General features: G+C 72.9%; 23 protein-coding genes. 8 read left to right on the top strand and 15 right to left on the bottom strand.

Annotated elements, in window-relative coordinates; translation table 11 throughout:
* Positions 1–106: 106 nt before the first annotated feature.
* Together ACLZOT_RS18370 and ACLZOT_RS18365 are read right to left on the bottom strand one after the other, a co-directional pair.
* Positions 107–898, bottom strand: a complete 792-nt coding sequence (locus tag ACLZOT_RS18370) for an RNA polymerase sigma factor SigF (protein ID WP_416970021.1) — start codon at positions 896–898, stop codon at positions 107–109.
* 189 nt (positions 899–1,087) lie between these two features.
* A complete protein-coding gene (locus ACLZOT_RS18365) occupies positions 1,088–2,707 on the bottom strand; it encodes an ABC-F family ATP-binding cassette domain-containing protein (protein WP_416970020.1) in 1,620 nt (539 codons plus the stop codon).
* A gap of 161 nt (positions 2,708–2,868) precedes the next feature.
* On the opposite strand from ACLZOT_RS18365, the gene ACLZOT_RS18360 reads away from it, so the two are divergent.
* Both ACLZOT_RS18360 and ACLZOT_RS18355 read left to right on the top strand, forming a co-directional pair.
* Entirely contained in the window at positions 2,869–3,684 is an 816-nt protein-coding gene (locus ACLZOT_RS18360) for a methyltransferase domain-containing protein (protein WP_416970019.1), read from the top strand.
* Between the two features lie 85 nt (positions 3,685–3,769).
* A complete protein-coding gene (locus ACLZOT_RS18355; RefSeq protein ID WP_416970018.1) occupies positions 3,770–4,117 on the top strand; it encodes a DUF6204 family protein in 348 nt (115 codons plus the stop codon).
* Here ACLZOT_RS18355 and ACLZOT_RS18350 read toward each other — a convergent pair.
* From ACLZOT_RS18350 to ACLZOT_RS18295, 12 genes are all read right to left on the bottom strand, one after another.
* Entirely contained in the window at positions 4,095–4,637 is a 543-nt protein-coding gene (locus ACLZOT_RS18350; RefSeq protein ID WP_416970017.1) for a GNAT family N-acetyltransferase, read from the bottom strand. The two genes, ACLZOT_RS18355 and ACLZOT_RS18350, sit on opposite strands and share 23 nt — an antisense overlap.
* Positions 4,638–4,668: 31 nt before the next feature.
* Entirely contained in the window at positions 4,669–4,908 is a 240-nt protein-coding gene (locus tag ACLZOT_RS18345) for a DUF1049 domain-containing protein (protein WP_416970016.1), read from the bottom strand.
* Between the two features lie 44 nt (positions 4,909–4,952).
* Positions 4,953–5,879 carry a S66 peptidase family protein gene (locus ACLZOT_RS18340; RefSeq protein WP_416970015.1) on the bottom strand — a complete coding sequence of 309 codons (927 nt, stop codon included), beginning with the start codon at positions 5,877–5,879 and terminating at the stop codon, positions 4,953–4,955.
* Positions 5,867–7,777 (bottom strand): prolyl oligopeptidase family serine peptidase, encoded by a 1,911-nt coding sequence (locus tag ACLZOT_RS18335; protein ID WP_416970014.1) that lies wholly within the window; start codon positions 7,775–7,777, stop codon positions 5,867–5,869. Before ACLZOT_RS18335 ends, ACLZOT_RS18340 begins: the two co-directional genes overlap by 13 nt.
* Positions 7,774–9,078 (bottom strand): M20/M25/M40 family metallo-hydrolase, encoded by a 1,305-nt coding sequence (locus ACLZOT_RS18330; RefSeq protein ID WP_416970013.1) that lies wholly within the window; start codon positions 9,076–9,078, stop codon positions 7,774–7,776. The genes ACLZOT_RS18335 and ACLZOT_RS18330 overlap by 4 nt, the downstream gene beginning before the upstream one ends.
* Positions 9,071–9,904: a M55 family metallopeptidase gene (locus ACLZOT_RS18325; protein WP_416970012.1), complete on the bottom strand. Its 834-nt coding sequence runs from the start codon at positions 9,902–9,904 to the stop codon at positions 9,071–9,073. Before ACLZOT_RS18325 ends, ACLZOT_RS18330 begins: the two co-directional genes overlap by 8 nt.
* An 11-nt stretch (positions 9,905–9,915) precedes the next feature.
* Positions 9,916–10,494, bottom strand: coding sequence for a sigma-70 family RNA polymerase sigma factor (locus tag ACLZOT_RS18320; RefSeq protein ID WP_416970011.1), 579 nt, complete (start codon positions 10,492–10,494; stop codon positions 9,916–9,918).
* Between the two features lie 126 nt (positions 10,495–10,620).
* Positions 10,621–11,238 (bottom strand): hypothetical protein, encoded by a 618-nt coding sequence (locus tag ACLZOT_RS18315; RefSeq protein ID WP_416970010.1) that lies wholly within the window; start codon positions 11,236–11,238, stop codon positions 10,621–10,623.
* Positions 11,239–11,449: 211 nt separating this feature from the next.
* Entirely contained in the window at positions 11,450–12,175 is a 726-nt protein-coding gene (locus ACLZOT_RS18310) for a class I SAM-dependent methyltransferase (protein WP_416970009.1), read from the bottom strand.
* Between the two features lie 169 nt (positions 12,176–12,344).
* Positions 12,345–14,777 carry a SpoIIE family protein phosphatase gene (locus tag ACLZOT_RS18305; RefSeq protein ID WP_416970008.1) on the bottom strand — a complete coding sequence of 811 codons (2,433 nt, stop codon included), beginning with the start codon at positions 14,775–14,777 and terminating at the stop codon, positions 12,345–12,347.
* A 205-nt stretch (positions 14,778–14,982) separates the two neighbouring features.
* Positions 14,983–17,358, bottom strand: a complete 2,376-nt coding sequence (locus tag ACLZOT_RS18300) for an MFS transporter (protein WP_416970007.1) — start codon at positions 17,356–17,358, stop codon at positions 14,983–14,985.
* A 167-nt stretch (positions 17,359–17,525) separates the two neighbouring features.
* Positions 17,526–17,969, bottom strand: coding sequence for an SRPBCC family protein (locus ACLZOT_RS18295; RefSeq protein ID WP_416970006.1), 444 nt, complete (start codon positions 17,967–17,969; stop codon positions 17,526–17,528).
* A 156-nt stretch (positions 17,970–18,125) separates the two neighbouring features.
* Here ACLZOT_RS18295 and ACLZOT_RS18290 point away from each other — a divergent pair, with 156 nt between their 5' ends.
* From ACLZOT_RS18290 to ACLZOT_RS18280, 3 genes are all read left to right on the top strand, one after another.
* Entirely contained in the window at positions 18,126–19,172 is a 1,047-nt protein-coding gene (locus ACLZOT_RS18290; protein ID WP_416970005.1) for an Rv2578c family radical SAM protein, read from the top strand.
* Positions 19,173–19,303: 131 nt separating this feature from the next.
* Positions 19,304–20,878 (top strand): alpha/beta hydrolase, encoded by a 1,575-nt coding sequence (locus tag ACLZOT_RS18285; protein ID WP_416970004.1) that lies wholly within the window; start codon positions 19,304–19,306, stop codon positions 20,876–20,878.
* A gap of 46 nt (positions 20,879–20,924) precedes the next feature.
* Positions 20,925–21,467 carry a GNAT family N-acetyltransferase gene (locus tag ACLZOT_RS18280; RefSeq protein ID WP_416970003.1) on the top strand — a complete coding sequence of 181 codons (543 nt, stop codon included), beginning with the start codon at positions 20,925–20,927 and terminating at the stop codon, positions 21,465–21,467.
* An 86-nt stretch (positions 21,468–21,553) separates the two neighbouring features.
* Here the strand turns inward: ACLZOT_RS18280 and ACLZOT_RS18275 are convergent, their stop codons facing one another.
* On the bottom strand, positions 21,554–22,132 hold the full coding sequence (locus ACLZOT_RS18275) for an adenylosuccinate lyase (RefSeq protein WP_416970002.1): 579 nt from the start codon (positions 22,130–22,132) through the stop codon (positions 21,554–21,556).
* A 370-nt stretch (positions 22,133–22,502) separates the two neighbouring features.
* Between ACLZOT_RS18275 and ACLZOT_RS18270 the strand changes: the two genes are divergently transcribed.
* The 3 genes from ACLZOT_RS18270 (at position 22,503) to ccrA (ending at position 26,968) form a co-directional block, all read left to right on the top strand.
* Positions 22,503–24,326 (top strand): 3-hydroxyacyl-CoA dehydrogenase family protein, encoded by a 1,824-nt coding sequence (locus ACLZOT_RS18270; RefSeq protein ID WP_416970001.1) that lies wholly within the window; start codon positions 22,503–22,505, stop codon positions 24,324–24,326.
* 103 nt (positions 24,327–24,429) lie between these two features.
* Positions 24,430–25,254 (top strand): TetR family transcriptional regulator, encoded by an 825-nt coding sequence (locus ACLZOT_RS18265; protein ID WP_416970000.1) that lies wholly within the window; start codon positions 24,430–24,432, stop codon positions 25,252–25,254.
* 376 nt (positions 25,255–25,630) lie between these two features.
* On the top strand, positions 25,631–26,968 hold the full coding sequence (gene ccrA, locus ACLZOT_RS18260) for a crotonyl-CoA carboxylase/reductase (protein WP_416970074.1): 1,338 nt from the start codon (positions 25,631–25,633) through the stop codon (positions 26,966–26,968).
* Positions 26,969–26,972 lie beyond the last annotated feature (4 nt).

The following is a 26,972-nucleotide window of genomic DNA, read 5'->3' as shown; positions in this document are numbered from 1 at the left end:
GACGGCTGCGGTGGACGTACACCCATCACAGCCCGCCGCACGCCGACACGCGCGCGTGCGCCCTCGTTCGGCGGCAGCGGCTGCACCCGACCGGGTGAACGGCGCCTCAGGCGGCGTCCTGGAGCACCTGTTCGCGTACCCGCTCGCAGCAGCGGCTGATCAGCCGGGAGACGTGCATCTGGGAGATCCCGAGCCGCTCGGCGATCCGGCTCTGCGTCATGTCGCCGAAGAACCGCATGTACAGGATCGCCCGCTCCCGCTCGGGCAGCGCCGCCAGCCGCCCGCGTACGGCTTCACGGTCGACGACGACGTCCAGCGCGGGGTCGGGGGAGCCGAGGATGTCGCCGAGGGAGTAGCCGTCCTCGCCGCCGGGCAGCTCGGCGTCCAGCGAGAGGGTGGTGAAGCTGTCCAGGGCCTCCAGGCCGGCGCGTACGTCCTCCTCGCTGAGCTGGGCGCGCTCGGCGATCTCGGCGACGGTGGGCTGCCGGCCGTCGCCCTGCGCGAGGTCCTGGCAGGCGAAGCGGACCCGGTTGCGCAGGTCCTGGACGCGCCGGGGCACGTGCAGGGTCCACAGGTGGTCGCGGAAGTGCCGTTTGATCTCGCCGGTGACGGTCGGTACGGCGTAGCTCTCGAAGGCGTTGCCGCGCTCCGGGTCGTACCGGTCGACGGCCTTGACCAGGCCGAGGGCGGCGACCTGGCGCAGGTCCTCCAGGCTCTCGCCGCGGCTGCGGAAGCGTCCGGCGAGGCGGTCGGCCATCGGCAGCCACGCCTCGACGATCTCGCCGCGCAGGCTGTCGTGGTCGGGGCCCTCCGGGAGGTCCGCGAGCTTGCGGAAGGCCGCGGCGGTGTCGGGGGCGTCGTCGTGCGGGTGGTGCGTCACGCTCACTGGATTTCGCATGGTGCGTCGCAACTCCCTTGCGGGTGCTCTGGGTTGGACGGTTCACCGGGGGCCCGTTCCGTGAACCGTCGGATGCGGGGCTCCACCGAGTGCCTCCGGTCCGAAGCACGCCACTCCGCCTGCCCCGGGCCCCGGCCCGCAAACACGGGACGGCTCCCACCTGGGCACACCCGAAGCGCCGCCCACCCTCTAGCGCGCCCGCTCCACCCGCCGTTCGTCCCACACCGGCTCCGCCGTCTCCCGCACCTTCCCGTCGCTGCCGAACACCAGGTACCGGTCGAAGGACTTCGCGAACCACCGGTCGTGGGTGACCGTGAGGACCGTCCCGTCGAACGCCTCCAGCCCCTCCTGGAGCGCCTCCGCGGACTCCAGGTCGAGGTTGTCGGTCGGCTCGTCGAGCAACAGGGCGGTGCAGCCCCGCAGTTCGAGCAGGAGGATCTGGAAGCGGGCCTGCTGTCCGCCGGAGAGGCGGTCGAAGGTCTGCTCCGCCTGCTGGGTCAACTCGTAGCGGCGCAGGCGGGACATGGCGGCGCCGCGGTCCTGGGAGTGCTCGGCCCACAGGATGTCGAGGAGGGTGCGGCCGAGAAGTTCGGGGTGGGCGTGGGTCTGCGCGAAGTGCCCGGGCACGACGCGCGCGCCGAGCTTCCACTCGCCGGTGTGCGCGACCTCGTCGCCCGCGAGGAGCCTCAAGAAGTGCGATTTCCCCGACCCGTTGGACCCGAGGACGGCGACGCGCTCGCCGTAGAACACCTCCAGGTCGAAGGGTTTCATCAGCCCGCTCAGCTCAAGTCCCTTGCAGGTGACGGCCCGTACGCCGGTCCGGCCGCCCTTGAGGCGCATCGTGATGTCCTGCTCGCGCGGCGGCTCCGGCGGCGGCCCGGCCTCCTCGAACTTCCGCAGCCGGGTCTGCGCGGCCTGGTAGCGGGACGCCAGCTCGTGGCTGATGGAGGCGGCTTGACGGAGCGTCAGGACGAGTTTCTTCAGCTGCGCGTGCTTCTCGTCCCACCGCCTGCGCAACTCCTCGAAACGGGCGAACCGTTCGCGCCGGGCCTCGTGGTACGTCCCGAACCCGCCGCCGTGCACCCACGCGTCGGCGCCGGCGGGCCCCGGCTCCACGGACACGATCTTCTCCGCGGCCCGCGCGAGGAGTTCACGGTCGTGGGAGACGAACAGGACGGTCTTGCGCGTCTCCTTGAGCCGCTCCTCCAGCCACCGCTTGCCGGGGACGTCGAGGTAGTTGTCGGGCTCGTCGAGGAGCAGCACCTCGTCGGTGCCGCGCAGCAGCGCCTCCAGCACGAGCCGCTTCTGCTCGCCCCCGGACAGCGTGCTCACCTGCCGCCACTGGGCGCGCTCGTAGGGCACGCCGAGCGCGGCCGTCGTGCACATGTCCCACAGCGTCTCGGCCTCGTACCCGCGCACCTCGGCCCAGTCGGAGAGGGCCTGCGCGTACTGGAGCTGCGCGGCCTCGTCGTCGATGGTCATCAGCGCGTGCTCGGCGCGGTCGACGGCCTCGGCGGCCTTGCGGATCTCGGGCGGGGCGACGGAGACGAGCAGGTCGCGCACGGTCGTCTCGTCCCGTACGGAGCCCACGAACTGGCGCATGACGCCGAGCCCGCCGCTGACGGTGACGCCGCCGCCGTGGGGTTTCAGCTCGCCGGAGATGAGCCGCAGCAGGGTCGTCTTGCCCGCGCCGTTCGGGCCGACGAGGGCGACGACCGCCCCTTCCCCGACGCGGAACGACACGTCGCCGAGCAACGCCCTCCCGTCGGGGAGGTAGTACTCGAGATGCGCGGCTTCCAGATGTCCCATGGAAACGCATTCTCCGGCCCGGCGACCTGCACGGCAAACCGTTATCGCCGCCGTGGACTGACGGCCCGTCAGTCCACATGTCAAAACACCTGGTCTCACAATGCGGTCCATGGCGTTACGGTGAAGTACGCACCGACCCGACGACGCGAAGGGGCACAGCCATGCCGGAAGCACGGGAGACGGCCGTCTACACGCACGGGCACCACGAGTCCGTCCTGCGCTCGCACACCTGGCGGACCGCCGCCAACTCGGCGGCCTACCTGCTGAGTTCGCTCAAGCCGCACATGAAGGTCCTGGACGTCGGCTGCGGCCCGGGCACGATCACCGCCGACCTGGCGGCGCTGGTCCCGGACGGCCACGTCACGGGCGTCGACCACGCGCCGGGCATCCTGGAACAGGCCGCCGCCACCGCCGCCGGACGCGGTGTGACGAACGTCGACTTCGCGGTCGCCGACGTCCACTCCCTGGACTATCCGGACGACACGTTCTGCGTCGTCCACGCCCACCAGGTCCTCCAGCACGTCGGGGACCCCGTACAGGCGCTGCGCGAGATGCGCCGGGTGACCAGGCCGGGCGGGTTCGTCGCCGTCCGCGATTCGGACTACGCGGGCATGATCTGGTACCCGGCCTCGGCCGGCATGGATGCCTGGTCCGACCTGTACCGGCGGGTGGCGCGCGCCAACGGGGGCGAGCCGGACGCGGGGCGGCGTCTCAGATCCTGGGCACTGGCGGCCGGGTTCACGGACATCACGGCGACCTCCGCGAACTGGACGTTCGCCACGCCCGAGGAGCGGGAGTGGTGGAGCGGCCTGTGGGCGGACCGCACGCTGGCCTCCGCGTACGCCGACCGCGCGACCGAGGGCGGGCACGCGACCCGGGACGAGCTGACGGCCGTGTCCGAGGCATGGCGGGAGTGGGGGCGGCAGGAGGACGGGTGGTTCGCCGTCCTGCACGGGGAGATCCTCTGCCGGAAGTGACCGGGGGCGGCGGGAATTGCGGTGCGGGGCGCGGCGGCACCGCCGTAGGGTCGACGCGCCCCGCACCTCCGACGGAAAGAAGCCGATGAGCGAGCAGCACACCTACCGGGTCATCGTCCGCGGCACCTGGGACGCCCTGACCGACGAGTCCCGGGAGCGGCTGCTCGCCGAGGCAGCCGACCACGGGCTGTCCAGCATGCGGTTCACCGAGGAGGGCTCGCTGACCTACGAGGCGAGCCCCCTGAAGCACTTCTCGATGCGGTACGTGGTGGTGTCGGACGCGGCGGACGGCGAGGAGATGGCCGCGGTGATCGCGGAGGACCGGGCGCAGACGGCGCTGACAGGGCTCGCGCACGGGTTCACCGGTCTGCGGTCGACGGTCACCGACCTCGACACCATGAAGATCAACGTCAAGCCCGCATCTCGGCGGTGATCGCCCACCGCTCGTGGTCGCGCCAGTCGCCGCCGACGTAGATCATCTTCGGCGACAGCCCCTCCAGCCGGAACCCGGCCCCCCGCGCGAGGGCGATCGACGCCGTGTTGCCCGGCTGGACGTTGATCTCCAGCCGGTGCAGCCGCAGGGGCCCGAAGGCGTACCCGACGACGAGGTCGAGCCCCTCCCGCATCAGCCCCCGCCCGGCGGAGTGCGCGAAGGCCCCGTACCCCAGCGCCCCGCACTGGAAAGCCCCCTCGACGATGTTGTTGATATTGATGTAGCCGGCAATGGCCGCATCATCTTTCGTACACACGAGATACCCGGCCTTGGACGGATCCTCGATCAACCTCGCCGCGTACGCGGTATAGGCATCAACACTGTCCGGCGGATAGAGCCAGGGCTGATGCAGTTCTCTGCTCTCCCGCACCCGCGCGGTGAACTCGGCCCCGTCGGCGTAGGTGAAGTGACGTATCCCCACGCGGGGGCCTTCGGCGAGATAACGCTGGGCATGAGGCATCGGACCAGCGTACGACGGCCCTGATCACGGACTACCGACGCCGCCGCACGAAGTACGCCCCGCACAGCGCCCCCACCACGGCGGTCGCCAGCAGCGCCGTCCACAGCGGCATCGTGACCTCGGGGATCAGCAGCCGGATCTTGGTGGCGCGGGTGTTCTCGAAGATGAAGACGAGGGCCAGCACGCCCAGCACCGCGACGGCGATCCGCCCCGGCGTGAACGGACTCGCGCCCTTCTTCGCCCCCGCCTCTGATGTCGTCTTCGCGCTCATGCGACCAGGGTGCGCCCGCGCGCGTGGATCCGCACGGCGAGACCTCACCGCAGCGCGGGCTCCTCCAGCGCCAGCGTCCCGGCGTCCGCGTCGAGCACCGCCGCCACCCCGAAGGGCACCGTCAGCGCCCCCGCCGCATGCCCGAACCCGAACTCCTCGACGACGGGCACCCCGAGCCCGCCGAGCCGGTCGGCGAGCAGGGCCCGTACGAGGGGGTAGGCGTCGCACTCCGCCCAGGACCCGAGGAGCACGCCCCGCACCCCGTCGAGCCACCCGGCGCGCAGCAGCTGGGTGAGGTAGCGGTCGAGGCGGTACGTCTCCTCCCCCACGTCCTCCAGGCAGAGCAGGCCCCCACGCGCGGAGGGCCGGGCGTACGGGGCGCCCAGTTCGGCGGCGAGCAGGCACAGGCAGCCGCCGAGCAGGACGCCCCGGGCCCGCCCGCCGACCAGCGCGCCGCCTCCGGTCGCGGCGATGACCTGGACCGTCTCGGGTGCCATGAGGGTGGCCCGGAGATGGCGCTGCGTGGCCTCGTTCTTCAGGAAGTCCACGCCCGCGGCCATCGGCCCGTGCAGGGTGACGAGCCCGAGCCGGTTCGCGAACGCCTCGTGCAGCGCGGTGATGTCGCTGAAGCCGACGAGGACCTTCGGCCCGGCCGCCCGCATCGCGTCCCAGTCGAGGAGGCCGGCCATGCGCTGGACGCCGTATCCGCCCCGCGCGCACAGCACGGCGTCGACGGCCGGGTCGCACCAGGCGCGCTGGAGGTCGGCGGCCCGGTCGGCGTCGGTGCCCGCGAGGTAGGGGAACTCCGGGTGCCGGTCGAGGACATGGGGCGCGACGACGGGGTCGAGGTCCCAGCCGCGCAGGATGTCCAGGCCGGCCTGGAGGCGTTCCTCGGGGACCGGCCCGCTGGGGGCGACGATCGCGACGCGGGCGCCGGGTGCGAGGCGCCGGGGACGGGTCAACTCGTGCACTGGGGCGCCTCTTTCGCAGGGTTCAAGCCGAACACCTCGGCGTACAGGGCGAGTTCGGCTTCCAGGGCGCGCATGTTCGTGGCCGCCCGGCGGAATCCGTGGCCCTCGCCCTCGAAGGTGAGGTACGTGTGCGGTACGTCGACCCGGGCCAGGAAGCGGTCGCACTGCGCGGGCGGGCAGATCACGTCGTCCAGCCCCTGGAGCAGCAGGAACGGTACGGTGACGCGGTCCGCGTGGGCCAGCGGCGACCGCTCGGCGTAGCGGTCGGGCGGCCCGATCAGCCCGTCGAGGTACCGGGACTCCAGGTCGTGCGTGCCGCCGTCTGCCCAGGTCACGGGGTCGAGGACGGGGTAGCGGATCGCGGCGCAGGCGTAGACGTCGGTGCGGGCCAGGGAGGCGGCGGCGGTCCAGCCGCCCGCGCTGCCGCCCCGGATCGCCAGCCGCTCCCGGTCCGCGAGCCCCTCCTCGGCGAGCGCCAGCGCGACGGCCGCGCAGTCCTCGACGTCCACGACTCCCCACTGTCCGCGCAGCCGTTCGCGGTACGCCCTCCCGTACCCGGTGGACCCGCCGTAGTCGACCTCGACGACCCCGATGCCCCGTGAGGTGAGGTACGCGATCTCCAGGTCCAGCACGAGCGGCGCCCGGTCGGTGGGCCCGCCGTGCGCGTGGACGACGTACGGCGGCAACTCCCCTGCGGGGCCGGTGTGTTCGGGGTTGTTCGGCGGATACACCTGGGCGTGGACCGCCCGCCCGCCGGGCCCGGTGAAAGTCCGCGTCACCGGTCGCGGGTAGTACGCCGGGTCCACGGGGTCGGTGTGCGCGGCCCCGATCACCCGCGTCCGCCCGCTCGCCGAGTCCAGTTCGACGACCTCGTACCCGCCGGCCGGGCTCGCCCCGACCGCGACGACCCGATCCCCGCGCACGGCGAGGGTGGCGGCGAACTCGGTCCAGGGGCCGTCGAGTTGAGCGATCTCCCCGCTGTCGGGATCAAGCACGCCGAGGGCGGCGGCGCCCCGTCCGTGGACGACGGCGATCCGCCCGTCCGCGAGCGGCGCGAACCAGCGCTGCCCGAGCTTCCACAGCGCCCCGCCGAACTCCTCCTCGCGCGGGCAGAGTTGGCGCCCGTCGCGGTGGAGGTTCCACCAGCCGCTGCGGTCGGAGACGTACAACAGCCCGCCGTCCGGCGCCCATTCGACCTGGACGACCGACTCGTCCGGCCCCCCGGCGACGACCTGGGGCGCACCGGCGGCCTCATCGATGCCCGCGACCAGCAGCTCCGTCCCGTCCCACGGCATCCGGGGGTGGTCCCAGGCGATCCACGCCATCCGCCGCCCGTCCGGCGACAGCCTCGGCCCGGTGACGAACCTCCGGCTGTCGTCGGTGAGTTCACGCACCCGCCCGGACCCGTCCAGCGGTACGGCGGCCAGGACGCGCCGCACGTCGGTGGGCGCCTCGCCGGTGAACTCCTCCCGCACGCACCAGACTTCGCCCCGCTCGGGCAGCAGCACCGGGTCGGCCCAGCGCAGCCCGCCGCCGACCCCGGAGACGGGGGTGAGGGGCCGGGGTTCACCGGCGCCGTCGTACAGGTAGAGGCGCTGGTCGGTGAAGTGGACGAACACCACGAGGAGTTGCCCCTCGTGCACGGTCCCCGCCCAGGGGCGGCCGCCGTACTCGTGGACGCGGCTGCGGACGTTCCACGGCGCCGCGAGGACCGGCTCCTCGGTGCCGTCGGCGCGGCGGCGGACGAGGGTGCGGCGGCCTGCCTCGGCCGGGCGGGGCGCCGTCCACCAGACCTCCTCGCCGACGAACCCGAGGTCGTCGGGGCGGCCGTCGTGCGCGGCGGCGAGGGCGGCGGTGACCGGCGAGGGCCAGTCGCCGTGGGGCAGGGCGCGGGTCATGCCGTGCGCAGGAAGCGGTCGAGGACGTCGACGCCGAAGTGCAGCGCCTCGACGGGGACCCGTTCGTCGACGCCGTGGAACAGTGCCTGGTAGTCGAGTCCTTCGGGCATCTTCAGCGGGGTGAAGCCGTAGGTGACGACCCCGAGCCGGGAGAACTGCTTGGCGTCGGTGCCGCCCGACATGCAGTACGGCACGGTGTGCCCCTCGGGCGCGAACTCCCGTACGGCCGCGCGCAGTCCGGCGTACGTCGGGGTGTCCAGGGGTGCCTGGAGGGCGACCGAGTGGTGCTGGAACTCCCAACTGACGTCAGGGCCGGTCAGCTTGTCGAGGGTCGCCCTGAACTCGTCCTCGGTGCCCGGGAGATAGCGTCCGTCGACGTAGGCGACGGCCTCGCCGGGGATGACGTTGACCTTGTAACCGGCGTCCAGCATCGTCGGGTTGGCGCTGTTGCGGACGGTCGACTCGACGAGCTTCGCCGCCGGCCCGAGCTTGGTGAGCAGCCCGTCGACGTCGTCGAGGTCGGCGTCGACGCCGTAGAGCGCGGCGAGTTCGGTGAGGGCGGCGCTGACCGTGGGGGTCGGGCGGGCGGGCCACTCGTGGGCGCCGATGCGGGTGATCGCGGCGGCGAGGCGGGTGACGGCGTTCTCGCGGTTCACCTTGGAGCCGTGCCCAGCGCGGCCCCGAGCGGTCAACTTCAGCCAGGCGGTGCCCCGTTCACCGGCGGCGATGGGGTAGATCTCGCGTCCGGCGCCGTCGTGGAAGGTGAACGCGCCGGACTCGCTGATGCCTTCGGTGCAGCCCTCGAAGAGGCCGGGGTGCCGGTCGGCGAGGAACCCGGCGCCGTCCTCGGCGCTCGCCTCCTCGTCGGCGGTGAAGGCGATCACCACGTCCCGGCGGGGCCGTACGCCTTCGCGGGCCCAGGAGCGGGCGACGGCGAGGACCATCGCGTCCATGTTCTTCATGTCGACGGCGCCGCGCCCCCACACGACCCCGTCGCGGACCTCGCCGGAGAAGGGGTGCACGCTCCAGTCGGCGGCCTCGGCGGGGACGACGTCGAGGTGGCCGTGGACGAGGAGCGCGTCCGCGGACGGGTCGGTGCCCTCGATGCGGGCGACGACGTTCGTGCGGCCCGGGGCGCGCTCAAGGAGGACGGGCTCCAGGCCGATGTCCGCGAGCTGCTGCGCCGCGTACTCGGCGGCGGGGCGCTCCCGGCAGTCGCCGCCGCCCCGGTTGGTGGTGTCGTGGCGGATCAGGTCGGACGTGAACCGGACGACCTCGTCGTACGCCTGCCGGTCAGCCATAGTTCTCCTCCATCGCGGACGCGGCGATCGTGGTGACCGCCTTGAACACCCGGATCGCGTCGTACATGCGCTCCGCGGTGTACGCGATCTTGCGCTCCCCGGTCCGCGCCACGCCGGGCACGACCGTGACGGCCGCCGCCAGGTGCTCCGCGTCGAACTCGACGGCGACCGTGTGGGGGCCTGCGTGGACCGGGGCGTGGCGCACCGCGAGCGCCGTCGCCGCGCGGGCCGCCGTACGGATGTCGGCGGCCGTGCGGGCGGGGGTGCGGCAGATCGCCGCGTAGCGCGAGACGTGGTCCTTGACGGCGACCTTGTGGGCCTCGGGCGCGTATCCGAGGGCGTCCTCGCAGGTGATGTCGTCGCCCGTCACGAGGATCACGGGTACCCCGAACTCGGCGGCGACATGGGCGTTGAGGAGGCCCTCGCTGGCGCGGACGCCGTTCAGCCAGACGCCGGTGATCGTGTTGGCGAGGTAGGTGTGGGCGAGGACGCCCTCCATGCCGGCGCCGCCGTGGTAGCCGAGGAAGGCGATGCCGTCGACGTCGCCGTACTGGACTCCCTCAACCATGGACAGGTCCTTGTGACGACCGGTCAACATGTCCACACGTTCGTCAAGACGTTCAAGGAGAAGGTTGCGCATCGTGGCGTGGGCTTCATTGATCAACACTTGATCGGCGCCGCCGTCGAAGAAGCCGCGGACGGCCGCGTCGACGTCCGAGGTGAACATCTCCCGGCACCGCTGCCACTCCGGGGCGCCCGGCCGTACGTCCGCCGGCCAGGTGACCCCGGTGGCACCCTCCATGTCAGCGCTGATCAGGATCTTCATGGGGCGTCACGTTACGCCACGGCGACCGCCGCCCCGGTGGGCCGCTCCGCCAGCAGGGCGGCCAGCGTGGCGCGCGCCCGCGCGACGCGGGAGCGGACCGTCCCGACGGGGCAGCCGCCGCGCAGGGCGACCTCCTCGTAGGACCAGCCCGCGATCTGCGTCAGCACGAACGCCTCGCGGCGCTCCCGGGGCAGCGCCGCGAGCAGGTCGAGCAGGAGGACGCCGTCCTCGAAGCCGGGCACGACGACCCCCTCCCAGGCGTCGGAGTCGCACACGCGCGGGCGTACGGCGGCCCGGCGGTGGTGGTCGACGACCGCGCGGCGGGCGATCGTCAGCAGCCACGCGCGCGCGGAGGAGCGCCCCTCGAAGCGGTGCAGGCTGCCGAGGGCGCGGACGAAGGTGTCCTGGACGAGGTCGTCGGCACCCTGTGGATCGGCGCTCAGGTGGATGACGTACCGCAGCACGTCCCGGTACAGGGCCCGCACCCATCGGTCGACGGCGACGGGATCGCCGTCCCGCGCGGACAAAGCCCACGCGGTGATCGAGGCGTCCGTGTCGAGGCGTGGCGAAGGCAGCGTGGAGAGCGTCACTTCGTGTGTCCTTCTCGGGTCACGTCCCGGACCGCACGCGCGCGCGTGCGGTCCGGTGAAGGGGGATACGGCCGGGTACGGCCGTGGCCCGAGGCGCGCTGGGGCGGCTCGGGGCACCGGCTGTCGTCAGGCGACAGCGCTCCCCCGGGGCGGTCCCCGGGACGTGAGGGAGTGGACGAGAAGCCGTTGGACGGGTGTGCGGGCCGACCGCGGGCGCCGCCACAGGGGGCGCGGGAACTCCGGCGGCACGGCGACGGCCAGGACGAGCCGCAGCGGGGCGGCCAGCCACGCGCCGGCCGCCCTGAGGGCCCGGAACACCGCGCGCTCCCCGTACGCCAGCCACAGGCCGCACAGCAGCGCGGCGAGCAGGTGCGCGAGGAGCATCCCGTACGAGGCGGCGGTGGCCGCATCGGCGATCGGGGCGCCCATGCCGTCATGGCCGTCCATGTGGGACATGTGCGGCATGGCCGGCATGCCGCTGTCCATGTGCATGCCCGCCATGCCCGCCATGTCCGTCGTACCGGACGCCGGCCGCTGCACGGCGGAGAAGCTCTGGTGGAGCACGGCCTGAACGGCGACGACGCCCCCGACGACGGCGGGCAGCCCCCGCTCCCGTCCGGCGAGCGCGCATCCCGCCGCCGCGGTGCCGGCGAAGGCGCCGCCGAGCGCCCACAGGGGCAGCCCGGCGCCGGACATCAGCACGTGTCCCAGGGCGGCGAGCAGCACACAGACGGCCGCGAACATCGCGGCCCTCCCTGTGCGTGCGCACCACCCGGCGGTCATGGGGCCACATCCTCGCATCCGGGGTCCGGCCGTCGCGCGGGTGTACGGAAACGACCCCCGCCGTGTGCTCACTTTCGGGGGTGTGATCCATGCCACGCAAGAGGGCTGCGGGCGCGCGAGGGGTGGTCCGGCCCGGTCCCCGCCTCGCGCGCGCCCGCCTCTCCCCGGCCGGTCAGATGGGGCGGCCCGCCACGACCCACTGCGACGGCAGCACGATCGGCTCGCCGTCCGGTAGGTGTTCGGTGGTCGCCAGGGGTGCCCGGCCCAGCGCCAGGACGGTGAGCCCGGCGGCCGTCAGGTAGTCCGGCACGGCCGCGTCGGGGACCGCTCCCGGCGCGATGCCGTGGCGGAAGATCGGGGCGAGCTTGGCGGGCGGGCCCTCGGGGCGGCGTGCGAGGCCGCCCAGGATCGCTCCGGCGCCCTCGGCGGGCTCGACCAGGAAGGCGCGGCCCCGGGCGCCCAGGAGGGCCGCCACGGCGTCCACGAGGGGCCGGCGGTCCTCGGGGCCGCACTGGTGCAGGACGCCCCGGACGTAGACGTTCGCGTCGCCCAGCTCGGCGTGCAGGGCGTCGGCCGCGCCCGCCTCGACGGCGTCCAGGAACCGGTACCCGGCCCGTCCCCCGGGGTCGGCGCGGCGGGCCCGGTCGAGGGCGGCCTCGGAGAGGTCGACGCCGAGCACGTGGGGGAAGTGGTCCGCGAGGAAGCGGGTCTGGGTGCCGTTGCCGCAGCCCAGGTCGACCAGGGGCAGGGCGGTGTCGAGGAGGTGCGGGGCGAACAGGGGCAGGTGGGCGGCGGCGGTGACGTCCGGTTCCGCGTCCCAGAACACCGCTCCGGGGCTGTCGGGCGCCTCCCGCCAGAACCCTTCCCACGACTCCCGGTACCGCTGTGTCACGCTCATGACCAAGTCTCCCCAGGGTGCGACGCGACGCCGCCGTGAGCCGACGGGCGGATACGGTCTACCGCGCGCCGCGCGCGCCCACAAGCACGGCGCGGCCACCTTCACGCCTCCTGCGAAACCGCCCACTCCCGCGTACGCCCCCGGCGCACCGGCAGTCCCGCGCGCCCCCTCACCTCCGGGGAAGCGTCAGCTCGAACCACACGCTCTTGCCGGCCCCCGACCGGCTCGCCCCCCACTCTCGCGCCAGGGTGCTCACCACCCGCAGCCCCCGCCCCGCCTCGTCCGTCGGCCGGGCGTCGAGGAGGGTCGGCAGTTCGTGGCCCCCGTCGTCCACCTCGCACAGCAGCGTCTCGCCCCGCACGAGCCGTACGGTGACGGACCGCCCCGGGGCGTGCAGGACCGCGTTGGTGACCAGCTCGCCGACCATGAGGACCGCGTTGTCCACGAGCCGCGCGAGCCCCCACTCGTGCAGTTGCTCGCCGATCGCCGCACGCGCCCGGCGCACCTCGGCGGGCGCGGGGGCGAAGCGCCACTCGGCGACGTCGTCGGGCTCGATGCCGTTGAGGCGGGCCATGAGGAGGGCGACGTCGTCCTTGCGGCCCCCGCGCGGGTTCAGCGCGCGGATGATCGTGTCGCACGCGTCGTCCATGGACGCGGCGGGGTGCGCGGCGGACTCGCAGAGCGTCTCCAGTCCGACACCGATGTCCTCCCCGCGGATCTCGACGAGCCCGTCCGTGCACATGACGAGCCGGTCGCCGGGCTCCACGCGCAGCCGCACCGCCTCGAAGGGCACCCCGCCGACGCCGACGGGGGCGCCGGTGGGCAGGTCGAGGAGTTCGCTGGTGCCGTCGGCGCGCACCAGCACGGGCGGGATGTGGCCGGCGTTGGCGATGCTCAGCTCGCCCGCTACGGGGTCGTACACGGCGTACAGGCAGGTCGCGAGGTAGTCGCCGCCGAGGCGCTGCGCGAGGTCGTCGAAGTTGCGCAGCAGTTGCGCGGGCGGCAGGTCGAGCCCGGCCATGGTCTGGATCGCGGTCCGCAGCTGGCCCATCTTCGCGGCGGAGTTGAGGCCGTGGCCCATGACGTCGCCGACGACGAACGCGGTCCGCGCGCCGGGCAGTTTGACCGCGTCGAACCAGTCGCCGCCGATCCGGCCCTGCTGGGCGCCCGGCAGGTAGCGGGTGGCGATGTCGCAGCCGGCCATGCGCGCGGGGATGTGCGGCAGCATGCTGTCCTGGAGGGTCTCGGCGACGGCCTCCTGGAACGTGTACATGCGCGCGTTGTCGAGCACGAGCCCCGCGCGGGCGGCGAGTTCGGCGCCGGTGACGCGGTCCATGTCGTTGAACTCGGTGCGCTCCGGGTGCCGCAGCAGGATCATGAACCCGAGGACGACGTTGCGGGCCTTGAGCGGGACGACGAGCATGGACCGGCCGGTGATGAGGGGCCGGATGTCGCGCTTGTCGAACTGCGAGGCGATCGCGTGCCCCATCTGCTCGTTGATCCGGGGCACGAGCACGGGTTCGCCGGTCGTCATGCACTGGAAGAACGGCGTGTGCGCGGGGAACGGCATCGCCTCGCCGACGGGCACGACGTCGTCCCAGCGCCCGGGCTCGTCGGTGTGTTCGAGGGCGACGCGGTGCCACATCGTGCGCGTGTCGGGCACGCCCTCGTCGAACTCCTCGCCGGCGACGACCTGTTCGCGCAGGTAGGTCCCGGCGACGTCGGTGAAGCGCGGGACGACGGCCCGGCTGACCTCGACGATCGTGCGCGCGAGGTCCAGCGACGTACCGATCTTCCCGCTGACCTCGTTGAGGAACTCCAGGCGCTCGCGTACGGCGACGTACTCCAGGTCCTCGCCGTCGTCGGCGAGGTCCCCGGGGAGCGGCAGGCCCTGGGCGACCGCGCGGGCGGCGCGTTCGCGGCGGGCCTTGCGCTCGGTGCGCCGGGAGACGCCCCAGTCGGGGGTGACGGGGACCTTCTCGTTCTGGCTGAACTCCAGGATGGGGTAACCGAGTTCGAGGACCTGGGAGACGATGCGGGCGCTCTCGCCGACGCTCATGCTGGGCAGGATCTCGGGGAGCCGGCGCGCGAGGTCGTCGGCGCCGGGGAACTCGGTGTGGCGGGCGAACGCCGGGGAGATCCGCTCGACGCTCACGGCGTCGCCGTCATCGCCGCCGCCGGGGGCGTCCTCGCGCAGTCCGGCCGCGTCGGCGGCGAGCACCAGCAGCCGTTCGGCGCCGGAGCCGTACAGCGGGTACGCCCACCACAGGACGTCCGCGCGGGTGTCGTCGGGGCGGCTGATCCAGGCCCGCCCGGAGGACGGGTAGCCGAGTTCCGTGCCGAGCGGCGTGCCGTGGCCGTCGTACTCGGCGAGGACGTCGTACGGGGCGGGTGCGGGGGTGTCGTCGGGGTCGGGGAGCGCGCCCGCGACGGGCAGCAGGTCCAGGGCGGGCCGGTCGATCGCCTCGTCCTTGGGGACGCCGAAGAGCCTGCGCGCGCCGGTGCTCCAGTGGGAGACGAGGCCGGCGTCGTCGACCACGACGACGGCCAGCGGGACGCGTCCCGGGCCGGGAGGCGTGTCCCGCTCGGTGCCACGGTCCATGGCCCAGGCCCTCTCTCCCCAGAGCTTCACAAGATCTGTCCCGCAGTCACCACGGTACGGGGGCGGCGGGCCGGGATGTGCGGCAATGCTGGAATTGGTGCGAGAGGGGCGCCGCCGGGCGCACGGAGCGCTCGGCACGGCGTTCGCCCGCCGTGCGGCGTCCTGTTCCCGGCCCCTGTGGTCCATGCGCGCCCCCCGAGCCCCCTCAGTCCTCGTACCCCAGCTGGAGGTCCCGTTCCGTACGGCCGCCGCCCGCGACCTGGAGGACGGTGGCGACCGGCGGGTATCCGGCGGCGATGACGGTGTACTCGCCGGAGGACAGGTCGACGAAGCGGAAGGCGCCGTCGGGTCCGGTGGTGAGGGTGTCGACGACGTTCCCGGCGGCGTCGAGGAGGGTCACGCGCGCGTCCTCGACGGGCCGTCCGCCGCCCGCGCGCACGATGCCGCGCAGGACGGCGCCGCCCGCGAGTTCGACGTCCTGGCGGGTCTCGCGGGACTGCTGGACGGTGACGGGCAGGGCGGCGGGCCGGAAGGCGGGGGCGCTCGCGGCGAGGGTGTACTCGCCGGCCACCAGCTCGGTCATGGTGTAGCCGCCCTCGCGCCCGCTGCGGGTGGCGGCGACGACCTCGCCGTGCACGTTGGTGAGGGTGACCGTGGCGTCCCGTACGGGGGCGCCGTCGGCGGTGACGACCGTCCCGGCGAGGCGTCCGGCGCCGCCGAGGACGATGTCGAGGTCGACGGGGCGCTCGCCGACGGTGACGGAGACGGCCTGCGGCTGGTGGCCGCCCGCGGCGGCGATCATGACGTACGCGCCGGCGCCCGGGGTGGCGAGCGCGTAGCGCCCGTCGTCGCCGCTGGCGCCGCGTCCGATCTGCTGCCCGGCGATGTCGATGAGGGTGAGCGCCGCGCGCGGGACGACGGTCCCGTCGGGGTGCTGGACGGTTCCGCAGACGGCGATCCCGGCCGCGTACGTCGCGCGGGCCGCCGGGAGGGCGAGGGGCTCGGTCTCCGTCTCGTTGTGGGACACGAGGGGTTTCTCCTTGAGGAAGAAGGCGAGGAACAGGCCGACGAGAAGGACCGGCACGAGGTAGAGGAAGACCCTCGGCATGGCGTCGGCGTAGGCGCTGATGTACGCGTCGCGCAGCGCCGGGGGCAGTGCGTGGACGAGCTGCGGGGTGATCGACTCGGCGTCGGGCGGCGCCTGGCCCGCGTGCGCGGGGATCCGCTCGCGCAGGGCGTCGGTGAGCCGGTTCGCGAACAGGGTGCCGAAGATCGCGGCGCCGACGCTGCCGCCGATCTGCCGGAAGTAGTTGTTGGCGCTGGTGGCGGTGCCGAGGTCGGCGGGGCGCACGGAGTTCTGCACGGCGAGCACCAGCACGGGCATGACGAGGCCGATGCCGGCGCCGAGGACGGCCATCCAAAGGCTGTAGTGCAGCCGGGGCGTGTCGGTCTCCAGGCGGGACAGCAGCCACATGCCGGCGGCGGACAGGGCGCCGCCGAGGAGGGGGTAGAGCCTGTAGCGGCCGGTGCGGCTGATGAGCTGTCCGGAGACGACGGAGGCGATGACGATGCCGGCCATCATGGGCAGCATCAGCAGCCCGGACTCGGTGGCGGTGGCGCCGTCGACCATCTGGAGGAATGTCGGCAGGTAGCTCGCGGCGCCGAACAGGGCGACGCCGACGACGAGGCCGATGAGCCCGGTGACGTTGAAGACGGAGTCCCTGAACAGCCTGAGGGGGATGAGGGGTTCGGCCGCGCGGTGCTCGGCGAGCAGGAAGAGCAGGCTCGCGGCGACGGCGCCCGCGCCGAGGCCGAGGATCGTGCGCGAGCCCCACGCGTACTCGGTGCCGCCCCAGCTGGTCAGCAGCACCAGGCAGGTGGAGGCGGCGGCGAGCAGCAGCGTGCCGAGGACGTCGAACCGGGGGCGGACCTTGGGCCTGGGCAGCTTGAGGACGGCGGTGACGACGGCGAGGGTGACCAGTCCGAAGGGGACGTTGAAGTAGAAGCACCAGCGCCAGGAGAGGTGGTCGGTGAAGTAGCCGCCGAGCAGGGGGCCCGCGACGGAGGCGAGTCCGAAGGCGGCGCCGATCAGGCCCATGTACCGGCCGCGCTGCCGGGGCGGCACGATGTCCGCGATGATCGCCTGCACGCCGATCATGAGCCCGCCCGCGCCGACGCCCTGCACCGCGCGGAAGGCGATCAGCTGGTCCATGGTCTGGGCGCGGCCGGCGAGGGCGGAGCCGACGACGAAGACGACGATCGCGAACTGGAAGACGCCCTTGCGGCCGATGAGGTCGCCGAGCTTGCCGTAGACGGGCAGGCCGACCGTGGAGGTCAGCAGGTAGGCGGTGATCGCCCAGGACATCTTGTCGAGGCCGTGCAGCTCGCCGACGATCTTCGGCAGGGCGGTGGCGACGATCATCTGCTCCAGCGCCGCGAGGAGCAGCGCGAGCATGAGGCCGACGAAGACGAGCCGCACCCGGCGGGGGCTGAGCCCCTCGTCCTGGCGCGGGGGTGGGGGCGCGGCGGGGGGCGGCGACGCGACCGCCGGCCCCTCCTGCACCAGAGTGATCCCGCCCACGTACCGCTCCCCTCGTCGCACTTGCCACAATTCCCGCGTAAAGCGACAACTCCTGGCAAGCGCGACGAGTTACGGCGCCGACCGGGTTCGGGGGAACAACCACTCGAACCGGTGAATTCGATCAACGGCCGTGGACCGGGCGGAACTTGTCCGCCGGGCCCGGCGTTCTACTTCTCCACCTCGGCGGCGAGGTTGGCGAGCAGCGCGTCGTAGATGCGGGCGAGGCCCTTGGGCGCGAAGGTCTTCTCGAAGAAGCCGCCGATGCCGCCGGCGCCCTGCCAGGTGGTGGTGACCACGACGCGCGCCCTGCCCTCACCGGCGGGCGTGACGTGCCAGACGGTGACCATGGAGGAGTTGCGGTCCTTCTCGACGAGTTCGCCGTCGGTGGGCTCGGTGACCTCCAGCAGGCAGTCGCGCACGCGCTTCTTGGTCGCCTGGAGCTTCCAGTGCACGAGCGTGCCCTCGCCGTCGCCGCCCTCGCGCACCTCGAACTCGCTGAACTGTTCGGGCATCAGCTTCGCGCGGGGGCCGCTGTAGTCGGCGAGCGTGTCGAACACCGTCTCCGGGTCCGCCGCGACGACGCGCTCGGTGGTGGCCTCGACCTGCGCCATGAGTTCCTCCAGGGCCTGTTTCTCGGGATCGGGTCAAGCCAACCACCCCGCCGGTCGGCCACCCAAATCGGGGGTCCCAAAGCGATCGGAAACGGCACGCGCACGATCATGGGAACAAGTGTTCTATTCTGTGGCCAGTGCTACCGAGGAGGCGTCATGCGCTGGCAGAACCTCACCCAGGAGCCCGGCGAGCACGGCCGGGCGGCCGACCCCGCGCTGTTCGGCGCGGACGCGGTGACCACCCGTACCTTCGACACACCCGAGTTCCGCGGAATGACGTTCCACGAGGTCCGGGCCCGCTCGGTCCTGAACCGGGTGCCGGGCGCCTCGCGCATGCCGTTCGAATGGACGGTGAACCCCTACCGGGGGTGCACGCACGCGTGCGTGTACTGCTTCGCCCGCCGCACGCACAGCTATCTGGACCTCGACACGGGCATCGGCTTCGACACGCAGATCGTCGTCAAGGTGAACGCCCCCGAGGTGCTGCGCCGCGAACTCGCCTCCCCGCGCTGGCAGGGGGAGCACATCGCGATGGGCACCAACGTCGACTGCTATCAACGCGCGGAGGGCCGCTATCAACTGATGCCGGGCATCCTGACCGCCCTGCGCGAGCGCGCGAACCCGTTCTCGATCCTCACCAAGGGGACGCTGATCCTGCGCGACCTGGAGATCCTGCGGCAGGCCGCCGAAGTGACCGACGTCGGGGTCTCCGTGTCGGTCGGCTTCCTCGACGACGAGCTGTGGCGCACGGTCGAACCGGGCACGCCCGCCCCGGGGCGGCGCCTGGACGTCGTCCGGGCCCTCTCCGAGGCCGGGCTCGGGTGCGGCGTCCTGATGGCGCCCGTGATCCCGTTCCTCAGCGACCACCCCGACCAGCTGCGCGCCACGGTCCGGGCGATCGCCGCCGCCGGAGCGACGTCCGTGACACCGCTGACGCTGCATCTGCGGCCCGGCGCGCGCGAGTGGTTCATGGCCTGGCTGGCCCACCACCACCCGCACCTGACGTCCCGTTACGACCGGCTGTACGCGGACGGCGCCTACGCGCCCACCTGGTACCAGCGCCGGATCACCCGTCAGGTCCACGAACTGGCGCGGGAGTACGGCATCGGCCCCACGCGCGCGGGGATGCCGCGCCGGACCCCCGCGCCCGACGCCCCCGAGGAACCGGAACCGGCGGGACCGGTCCAACTGAGCCTGCTCTGAGCACGGCCGGGCCCGCCGGGAGAGCCCGATCGGGTCAACTATCGGCGGAACAGGTTCCTCCGCCGCCGCTCCCCGGGACGATGCCGCCGGGGCCGCCGACCCACGCGGTCCCGGCAGTCCTGGGAGGCTCCATGAGAAAACGCGCAGCCGTACTGTGCGCTACCGCCGCCGTCGTCGTGGCCGCGACGCTCACCGCCGCGCCCGTCCGGGCCGCGCCCGTCCAGACCGGTCCGGCACCCGCCGGTCTCGCCTGGAAGAGCTGCGGCACGACCGACCACCCGACGCTCCAGTGCGCCTCCCTGAAGGTGCCGCTCGACCACGGCAACCCGCACGGGCAGCGGATCACCCTCGCGCTGACCCGCGTCCCGCACACCGCGAAGACCTTTCAGGGCCCCCTGCTGGTCAACCCGGGCGGCCCCGGCGGCAGCGGCCTGTCCCTCGCCGGGTTCGTCGCCTCGACGCTCCCGAAGAAGGTCGCCGCACAGTACGACGTCATCGGCTTCGACCCGCGCGGGGTCGGCAGATCGACGCCCGCGCTCGACTGCAAGCCCGGCCACTTCGACCCCGTACGCCCCGACTCGGTGCCCGTCACCGAGGCGGTCGAACGGGCCAACCTCGCGCGCGTGCGGTCGTTCGCGAAAGCCTGCGGCCAGAAGTACGCGAAGCTCCTGCCGTACATCGACACCGTCAGCGCGGTGCGCGACATGGACGCGATCCGCGCGGCCCTCGGCGCGCGCGAGCTGAACTACTTCGGCTACTCGTACGGCACCTACCTGGGCGCCGTCTACGCCAAGCTCTACCCGGAGCGCGTGCGCCGGCTGGTGCTCGACTCGATCGTCGACCCCTCGGGCGTCTGGTACGACGACAACCTCTCCCAGGACGTCGCCTTCAACGACCGCCACCGCGCGCTGATGGCGTGGATCGCGAAGTACGACGCCACCTACCACCTCGGCACCGACCCCGAGAAGGTCGAGGCGAAGTGGTACGCCATGCGCGCGGCCCTCGCGAAGAAGCCGGCCGGCGGCAAGGTGGGCGCCTCCGAGCTGGAGGACACGTTCCTGCCGGGCGGGTACTTCAACGGCTACTGGCCCTACCTCGCCGAGGCGTTCGCCGCGTACGTGAACACGAAGAACGCCGCCCCGCTGGTCGAGACCTACGAGAAGTTCGGCGCGGTCAGCGCCTCCGGGGACAACGGGTTCAGCGTGTACAGCTCGGTGCAGTGCCGGGACGCCGCCTGGCCGCGTGACTGGGAGCAGTGGCGGGCCGACAACTGGGCGACGTACGAGAAGGCGCCCTTCATGACCTGGAACAACGCCTGGTACAACGCGGCGTGCGCGTTCTGGCCGGCCAGATCGCTGCGGCCGGTGAACGTCGCCAACCACAAGCTGCCGCCGGTCCTGCTGTTCCAGGCGACGAACGACGCCGCGACCCCGTACGAGGGCGGCGCCCTCACCCACGCGCTGCTGCGCGGCTCCAGCCTCGTCGTCGAGGAGGGCGGCGGCAACCACGGCATCACCCTCAGCGGCAACGCGTGCCTCGACAAGCACCTCGCCGCCTACCTCACCGACGGCACGGTCCCCCGCGCCGACGGCCCGGTCGACGCGGTGTGCCCGAACCTGCCCGACCCCAAGCCCCTGACGAGCAAGGTCGCGACACCGTCGACCCACGGCTCGGCACTGCACGGGCTGCTGGGGTTCAGGGGCTGAGACGGACGGCGGGGGCGTTGTCAGACCCGTGACCCATGATGGGGTCATGAGCGACCTGACCCACGCCCCCGCCGCGCTCGTCCGCCCCATGGTCCTCGCCGACTGCGACCGTGTCGCCGAGATCCGCGTCCGCGGCTGGCGGACCGCGTACCGGGGGCTGGTGCCGCGGTCCTACCTGGACTCCCTCACCGTCGCCGAGGACGCCGAGCGTCGTCGTGCGCACTTCACGAACGCCGGGGAGAACGTGGTGAACCTCGTCGCCGAGAGGGCCGGCGCGGTCGTCGGGTGGGCGTGTCACGGGCCGTACCGGGAGGGTGAACTCCGTACGGATGATGCGGAGTTGTATGCCCTGTACGTGGACGCGGACCACTTCGGTTCGGGGGTGGGGCACGCGCTTCTCCAGGAGGTGCGGCGGCAGCTCTCCGCGCGCGGGTGCGAGCGGCTGTACCTCTGGGTGCTCAAGGAGAACGCCCGCGCGCGCCGGTTCTACGAGCGCGCGGGGCTGCGGCCCGACGGTGCGCAGGAGCCGTTCGAGGTGGACGGGGTGGAGGTGCCGGAGGTGCGGTACGTGGGGGAGGTGGCCGGCTGACTCGTCGTCATGGCCGCGTCCGCGAGGGGCGGTTCACCGGCACGGCGGCCGGCGTCCGCTCTCGTCCGCACCCCCGGCCCCACGGCTCACCTGCGCCGCGCCGGAATCCTCCGCAGCGCCCGCGCCGCGGCCTCCGCGAGTGCCGGATGGGCCAGGGCGTCGCCGAGTACCGGGCGGGCCCGGGGGTCGCCCAGGGCGCCGAGCCCTTCGACGCAGGCCAACGCCACACGTCGGTACGGGTCGTGGGGCGTGAGGCGGCGGCGCAGGGTCGTGATGAGGGCCGGGACCGACTCGGGCGCGGCGAGGGCGGTGAGGAGGCGGACCGGGTGGAGGGCGTAGGCGACGCGGAGTTCGTTGGTGGCGAGGGCCGCCGCCGCGCGGGCCGTACGCGGGTCGCCCAGGAGGGACAGCGCGTGCGCGGCAGAGGCGCAGCGCGGGGGGTCGCGGTGGTTGAGGAGGAGGACGAGCGCCTCGAAGGCGCGTCGGTCCCCCGCGACGCCGAGGCGGTAGGCGGCCAGCTCCCGCGCCCACAGCGGCCGGCCGGGTTCGGTCAGTACCGCGGCCAGCGCCTCCGGGCCGGCGTCCGCCGCGAGCCGCTCGAAGAGCGCGCCCCCGCCCGACTCCCGCCGTAAGCGCTCCGTGAGCGATCGCGACTCCTCGTCCATGATTCAGAGCGTAGGCGGGGCACGACCAGGAGGGGAACGGGTTCGCGAAGTCCGCTCGCCCCAGGGGCTGGCGCGCTTGTTACTCACCGGTTAAGCTCAGACGAGCGGGTCACCCTCCCGCGTACCTCCTCACGACGGCCTGGTGACGCAGCCGCCGTGGGCAGCACGACCCGGCTCCGGGACAGGGCCGGTCGGATCTCCTCGCCGTACGAGCCGGACAAGCCGTACGCATCTGTACGTCCGGTGGGCGTGTGCGCGCCTGCCGTCCGTTTCGTCGGCCCCGGGCGTGTGCGCTCGCAGCCCGGCCCCACCCGCACTTCCCGCGCCCCGTGCGCTCTCCCAGTCGTCACCACTTCCCTGGAGTCCCTCGATGGCCACTCCCCTGTCCCCTTCTTCTCCCTCTCCCTCTCCCTCCGCGCCCTCCCTGCGGACCGTCGCCGTCGTCGGCCTCGGCACGATGGGCACCGGCATCACCGAAGTCCTCGCCAAGGCCGGCCGCCGGGTGATCGGCATCGACATCAGCGCCGCGCAGGCGGCCCGCTGCACGGCCGCCCTGGAGACCTCCACCGCCCGTGCGGTGGCCCGCGGCCGGCTCACCGAGCGGGAGCGCGCGGACGCGCTCGCCCTGGTCCGTACGGGCACCGACCTGCGGGAGGCGGCCGACGCGGACCTGGTGATCGAGGTCGCGCCGGAGTCGTACGAGATCAAGCAGCAGATCTTCCGCGAGCTGGACGCCGTCGTGCGCCCCGACGCGATCCTCGCGACCGGCACGAACGCCCTGTCGGTGACGCGGCTCGCGGCCGAGTCGGCGCGTCCGGAGCGGGTGCTCGGCCTGCACTTCTTCAACCCGGCGCCCGCGATGAAGCTGGTCGAGGTCGTGTCGTCGGTGCTGACGGCCCCGCAGGCGGTCGCCACGGTCACCGAACTGGCCGTCGAACTCGGCAAGGAGCCGGTGGCGGTCGGCGACCGGCCGGGCTTCGTCGCGGACGGCCTGCTGTTCGGCTACCTCAACCAGGCGGCGGCGATGTACGAGGCCCGCTACGCCTCCCGCGAGGACATCGACGCGGCGATGCGCCTGGGCTGCGGCCTGCCGATGGGCCCGCTCGCCCTCCTCGACCTGATCGGCGTGGACACCGCGCGCACCGTCCTGGACGCCATGTACGCCGCCTCCCACGACCGTCTGCACGCCCCCGCGCCGATCCTGCGCCAGCTCAGCGAGGCGGGGCTGACCGGCCGCAAGGCGGGCCGCGGCTTCTACACGTACGAGGGCCCCGGCAGCGCGACCGTCGTCCCCGACGCCCTCACCCCGGCCCCCGGCGGCTCCGGCGTCCCCGGCCGCCCGGTCCGCTCCGTCGGCGTCGCCGGGTCCGGGACCATGGCGTCCGGCATCGCGGAGGTCTTCGCGAAGGCCGGGTACGACGTCGTCCTGGCCGCCCGCAGCGAGGAGAAGGCGCTCGCCGCGAAGGCCCGGATCGGGAAGTCCTTCGCCCGGTCCGTCGAGAAGGGGCGGCTCACTCCCGAGGCGGCGGCGGGCGCGCTGGAGCGGATCACTCCGGCCGGGTCGTACGACGCGTTCGCGGACGTCGACCTCGCCGTGGAGGCGGTCGCGGAGGATCTCGCGGTCAAGCAGCAGCTCTTCGCGACGCTGGACAAGGTGTGCCGGCCGGGTGCGGTGCTGGCGACGACGACGTCCTCGTTGCCGGTGATCGCGTGCGCGCGGGCGACGTCGCGGCCGCAGGACGTCGTCGGGATGCACTTCTTCAACCCCGCACCGGCGATGAAGCTGGTCGAGGTGGTCCGTACAGTGTTGACGGCTGACGACACTCGATCAACTGTTGACGAGGTCTGTGCATCGATCAAGAAGCATCCCGTCAACTGTGGAGACCGGGCGGGGTTCATCGTGAATGCCCTGCTGTTCCCGTATCTCAACAACGCGATCAAGATGGTGCAGGAACACTATGCATCTCTTGACGACATTGACGCGGCGATGCGGCTCGGCGGCGGCTACCCGATGGGCCCCTTCGAACTCCTCGACGTCGTCGGCCTGGACGTCTCCCTCGCCATCGAGACGGTCCTGCACCGCGAGTTCCGCGACCCCGGCCTCGCGCCGGCGCCGCTGCTCGAACATCTGGTCGCCGCGGGCTGCCTCGGCCGCAAGACGGGCCGAGGCTTCCGCGAACATGCCAGGCGCTGACCCGTTCCGAGGACGGGCGGACTGGGGCGGACTGCTCGGTTCCGCGGGCCGGGCGGACCCCGGACCTGCGCATCGAGCCGTACACATGCAGTACGTTCGGGGCATGTCCCAGCCCGCCAAGTCCTCCCGTACCCCCGCCCCGTCCGACGCGCCGGAGAGTGCGGCGGGCAGCCGTGCCGCCGCCCAGCGGCTCAAGATGCGCCGAGAACTGGCGGCCGCCGCGATGGAGCTGTTCGCGACGAAGGGCTACGAGGCGACCACCGTCGACGAGATCGCGGCCGCGGCCGGGGTCGCGCGCCGTACGTTCTTCCGGCACTTCCGCTCGAAGGAAGAGGCGATCTTCCCGGACCACGACGACACCCTGGTCCGCGCGGAGGCGGTGCTGAACGCCGCCCCGGCGCACGAGCACCCCCTCGACACCGTGTGCCGCGGTATCAAGGAGGTCATGAAGATGTACGCGGGCCGGCCGGAGATCTCGGTCGCCCGCTACAAGCTGACGCGCGAGGTACCCACCCTGCGCGAGGCGGAGATCGCCTCGGTGGCCCGCTACGAGCGGCTGTTCACGCGCTATCTCCTGGGCCACTTCGACGAGCACGCGCACGACGACGACGCGAACGACGACCCGTTGCTGGCCGAGGTAGCCGCGTCGGCTGTGGTCACCGCCCACAACCACGTGCTGCGGCGCTGGCTGCGCGCGGGCGGGCAGGGCGACGTGGAGACGCAGTTGGACCACGCGTTCGCGATCGTGCGCCGTACGTTCGGCGCCGGGATCGGCCTCGGGCGGGCGACGCCGCCTCCCTCCCCCGCCGCGCCGATGCCCCCGGCGACGCTCTCCGCGCAGGGCGAGGTCCTGGTGACGGTCGCGCGCACGGACGCGCCGCTGGACGAGGTCATGCGGGCGATCGAGCAGGCACTCAAGGAACGCTGACCCCGACACCTCTGTGACGACGGCCACCCCCACGGGTGGCCGTTTTGGCATGTCAGGGCACGTTTTCCGATACCTCCGCGCCCCCACTTGATCGATCATCGCTCACTTGTCAAGTAAAGATTTCACCTGAGCGCACTTTCTGGCACTCGGTGCCTTGCCGAGTGACACGGGGTGCCATACCGTGAAGTCGTCCGGGTGGCCGGCGCACGGCGAACAGCCGTACGCCGGTTGTCCCCGCGCACCACGTCGCCGCGCACCCGGACGCCTGCGTCACAGGCAACCTCCCGCGCCACAAAGCGCCGCCGCACCTCGAAGCCAGCACCCTCACCGCGCCCTCCCCTCAGGGGCGCACACCGCCGGAGGCAACACCGTGACCGTGAAGGACATCCTGGAGGCGATCCAGTCGCCGGAGAGCACTCCCGCCGACTTCGCCGCCCTCCCGCTGCCCGAGTCGTACCGCGCGATCACCGTGCACAAGGACGAGACGGAGATGTTCGCGGGGATGCGGACCCGCGACAAGGACCCGCGCAAGTCGCTGCACCTCGACGAGGTGCCCGTGCCCGAACTCGGCCCGGGCGAGGCCCTGGTGGCCGTCATGGCGTCGTCCGTGAACTACAACTCCGTGTGGACGTCGATCTTCGAGCCCCTCTCGACGTTCGGCTTCCTGGAGCGGTACGGCAAGGTCAGCGAGCTGACGAAGCGCCACGACCTGCCGTACCACGTCATCGGCTCCGACCTCGCGGGCGTCGTCCTGCGCACCGGCCCCGGCGTCAACGCCTGGCGGCCCGGTGACGAGGTCGTCGCGCACTGCCTGTCCGTCGAGCTGGAGTCCTCCGACGGCCACAACGACACGATGCTCGACCCCGAGCAGCGGATCTGGGGCTTCGAGACGAACTTCGGCGGCCTCGCGGAGATCGCGCTCGTCAAGTCGAACCAGCTGATGCCGAAGCCGGACCACCTCAGCTGGGAGGAGGCCGCCTCGCCGGGGCTGGTCAACTCGACGGCGTACCGGCAACTCGTCTCGCGCAACGGCGCCGGGATGAAGCAGGGCGACAACGTCCTGATCTGGGGCGCGAGCGGCGGACTCGGCTCGTACGCCACGCAGTTCGCGCTGGCCGGCGGCGCCACCCCGATCTGTGTCGTCTCCAGCCCGCAGAAGGCGGAGATCTGCCGCCGGATGGGCGCGGAGGCGATCATCGACCGGACCGCCGAGGACTACAAGTTCTGGCGGGACGAGCACACCCAGGACCCGCGCGAGTGGAAGCGCTTCGGCAAGCGCATCCGCGAGCTGACCGGCGGCGAGGACGTCGACATCGTCTTCGAGCACCCGGGCCGCGAGACCTTCGGCGCTTCGGTGTACGTCACCCGCAAGGGCGGCACCATCGTCACCTGCGCCTCGACGTCCGGCTACAACCACGAGTACGACAACCGCTACCTGTGGATGTCCCTCAAGCGGATCATCGGCTCGCACTTCGCGAACTACCGCGAGGCGTGGGAGGCCAACCGCCTGATCGCCAAGGGCAAGATCCACCCGACGCTCTCCAAGGTGTACGCCCTGGAGGAGACCGGCCAGGCCGCGCACGACGTCCACCGCAACGCGCACCAGGGCAAGGTCGGCGTGCTGTGCCTGGCGCCGGAGGAAGGGCTCGGTGTGCGTGACCAGGCCAAGCGCGAGCAGCACATCGACGCCATCAACCGCTTCCGGAACGTCTGAGGGC

The sequence above is a fragment of the Streptomyces sp. 4F14 genome (genome assembly GCF_048159485.1).
Classification (GTDB): domain Bacteria; phylum Actinomycetota; class Actinomycetes; order Streptomycetales; family Streptomycetaceae; genus Streptomyces.
Note: the sequence above shows the minus strand (reverse complement) of the source record. Positions and strands in the feature narration are given on the sequence as shown.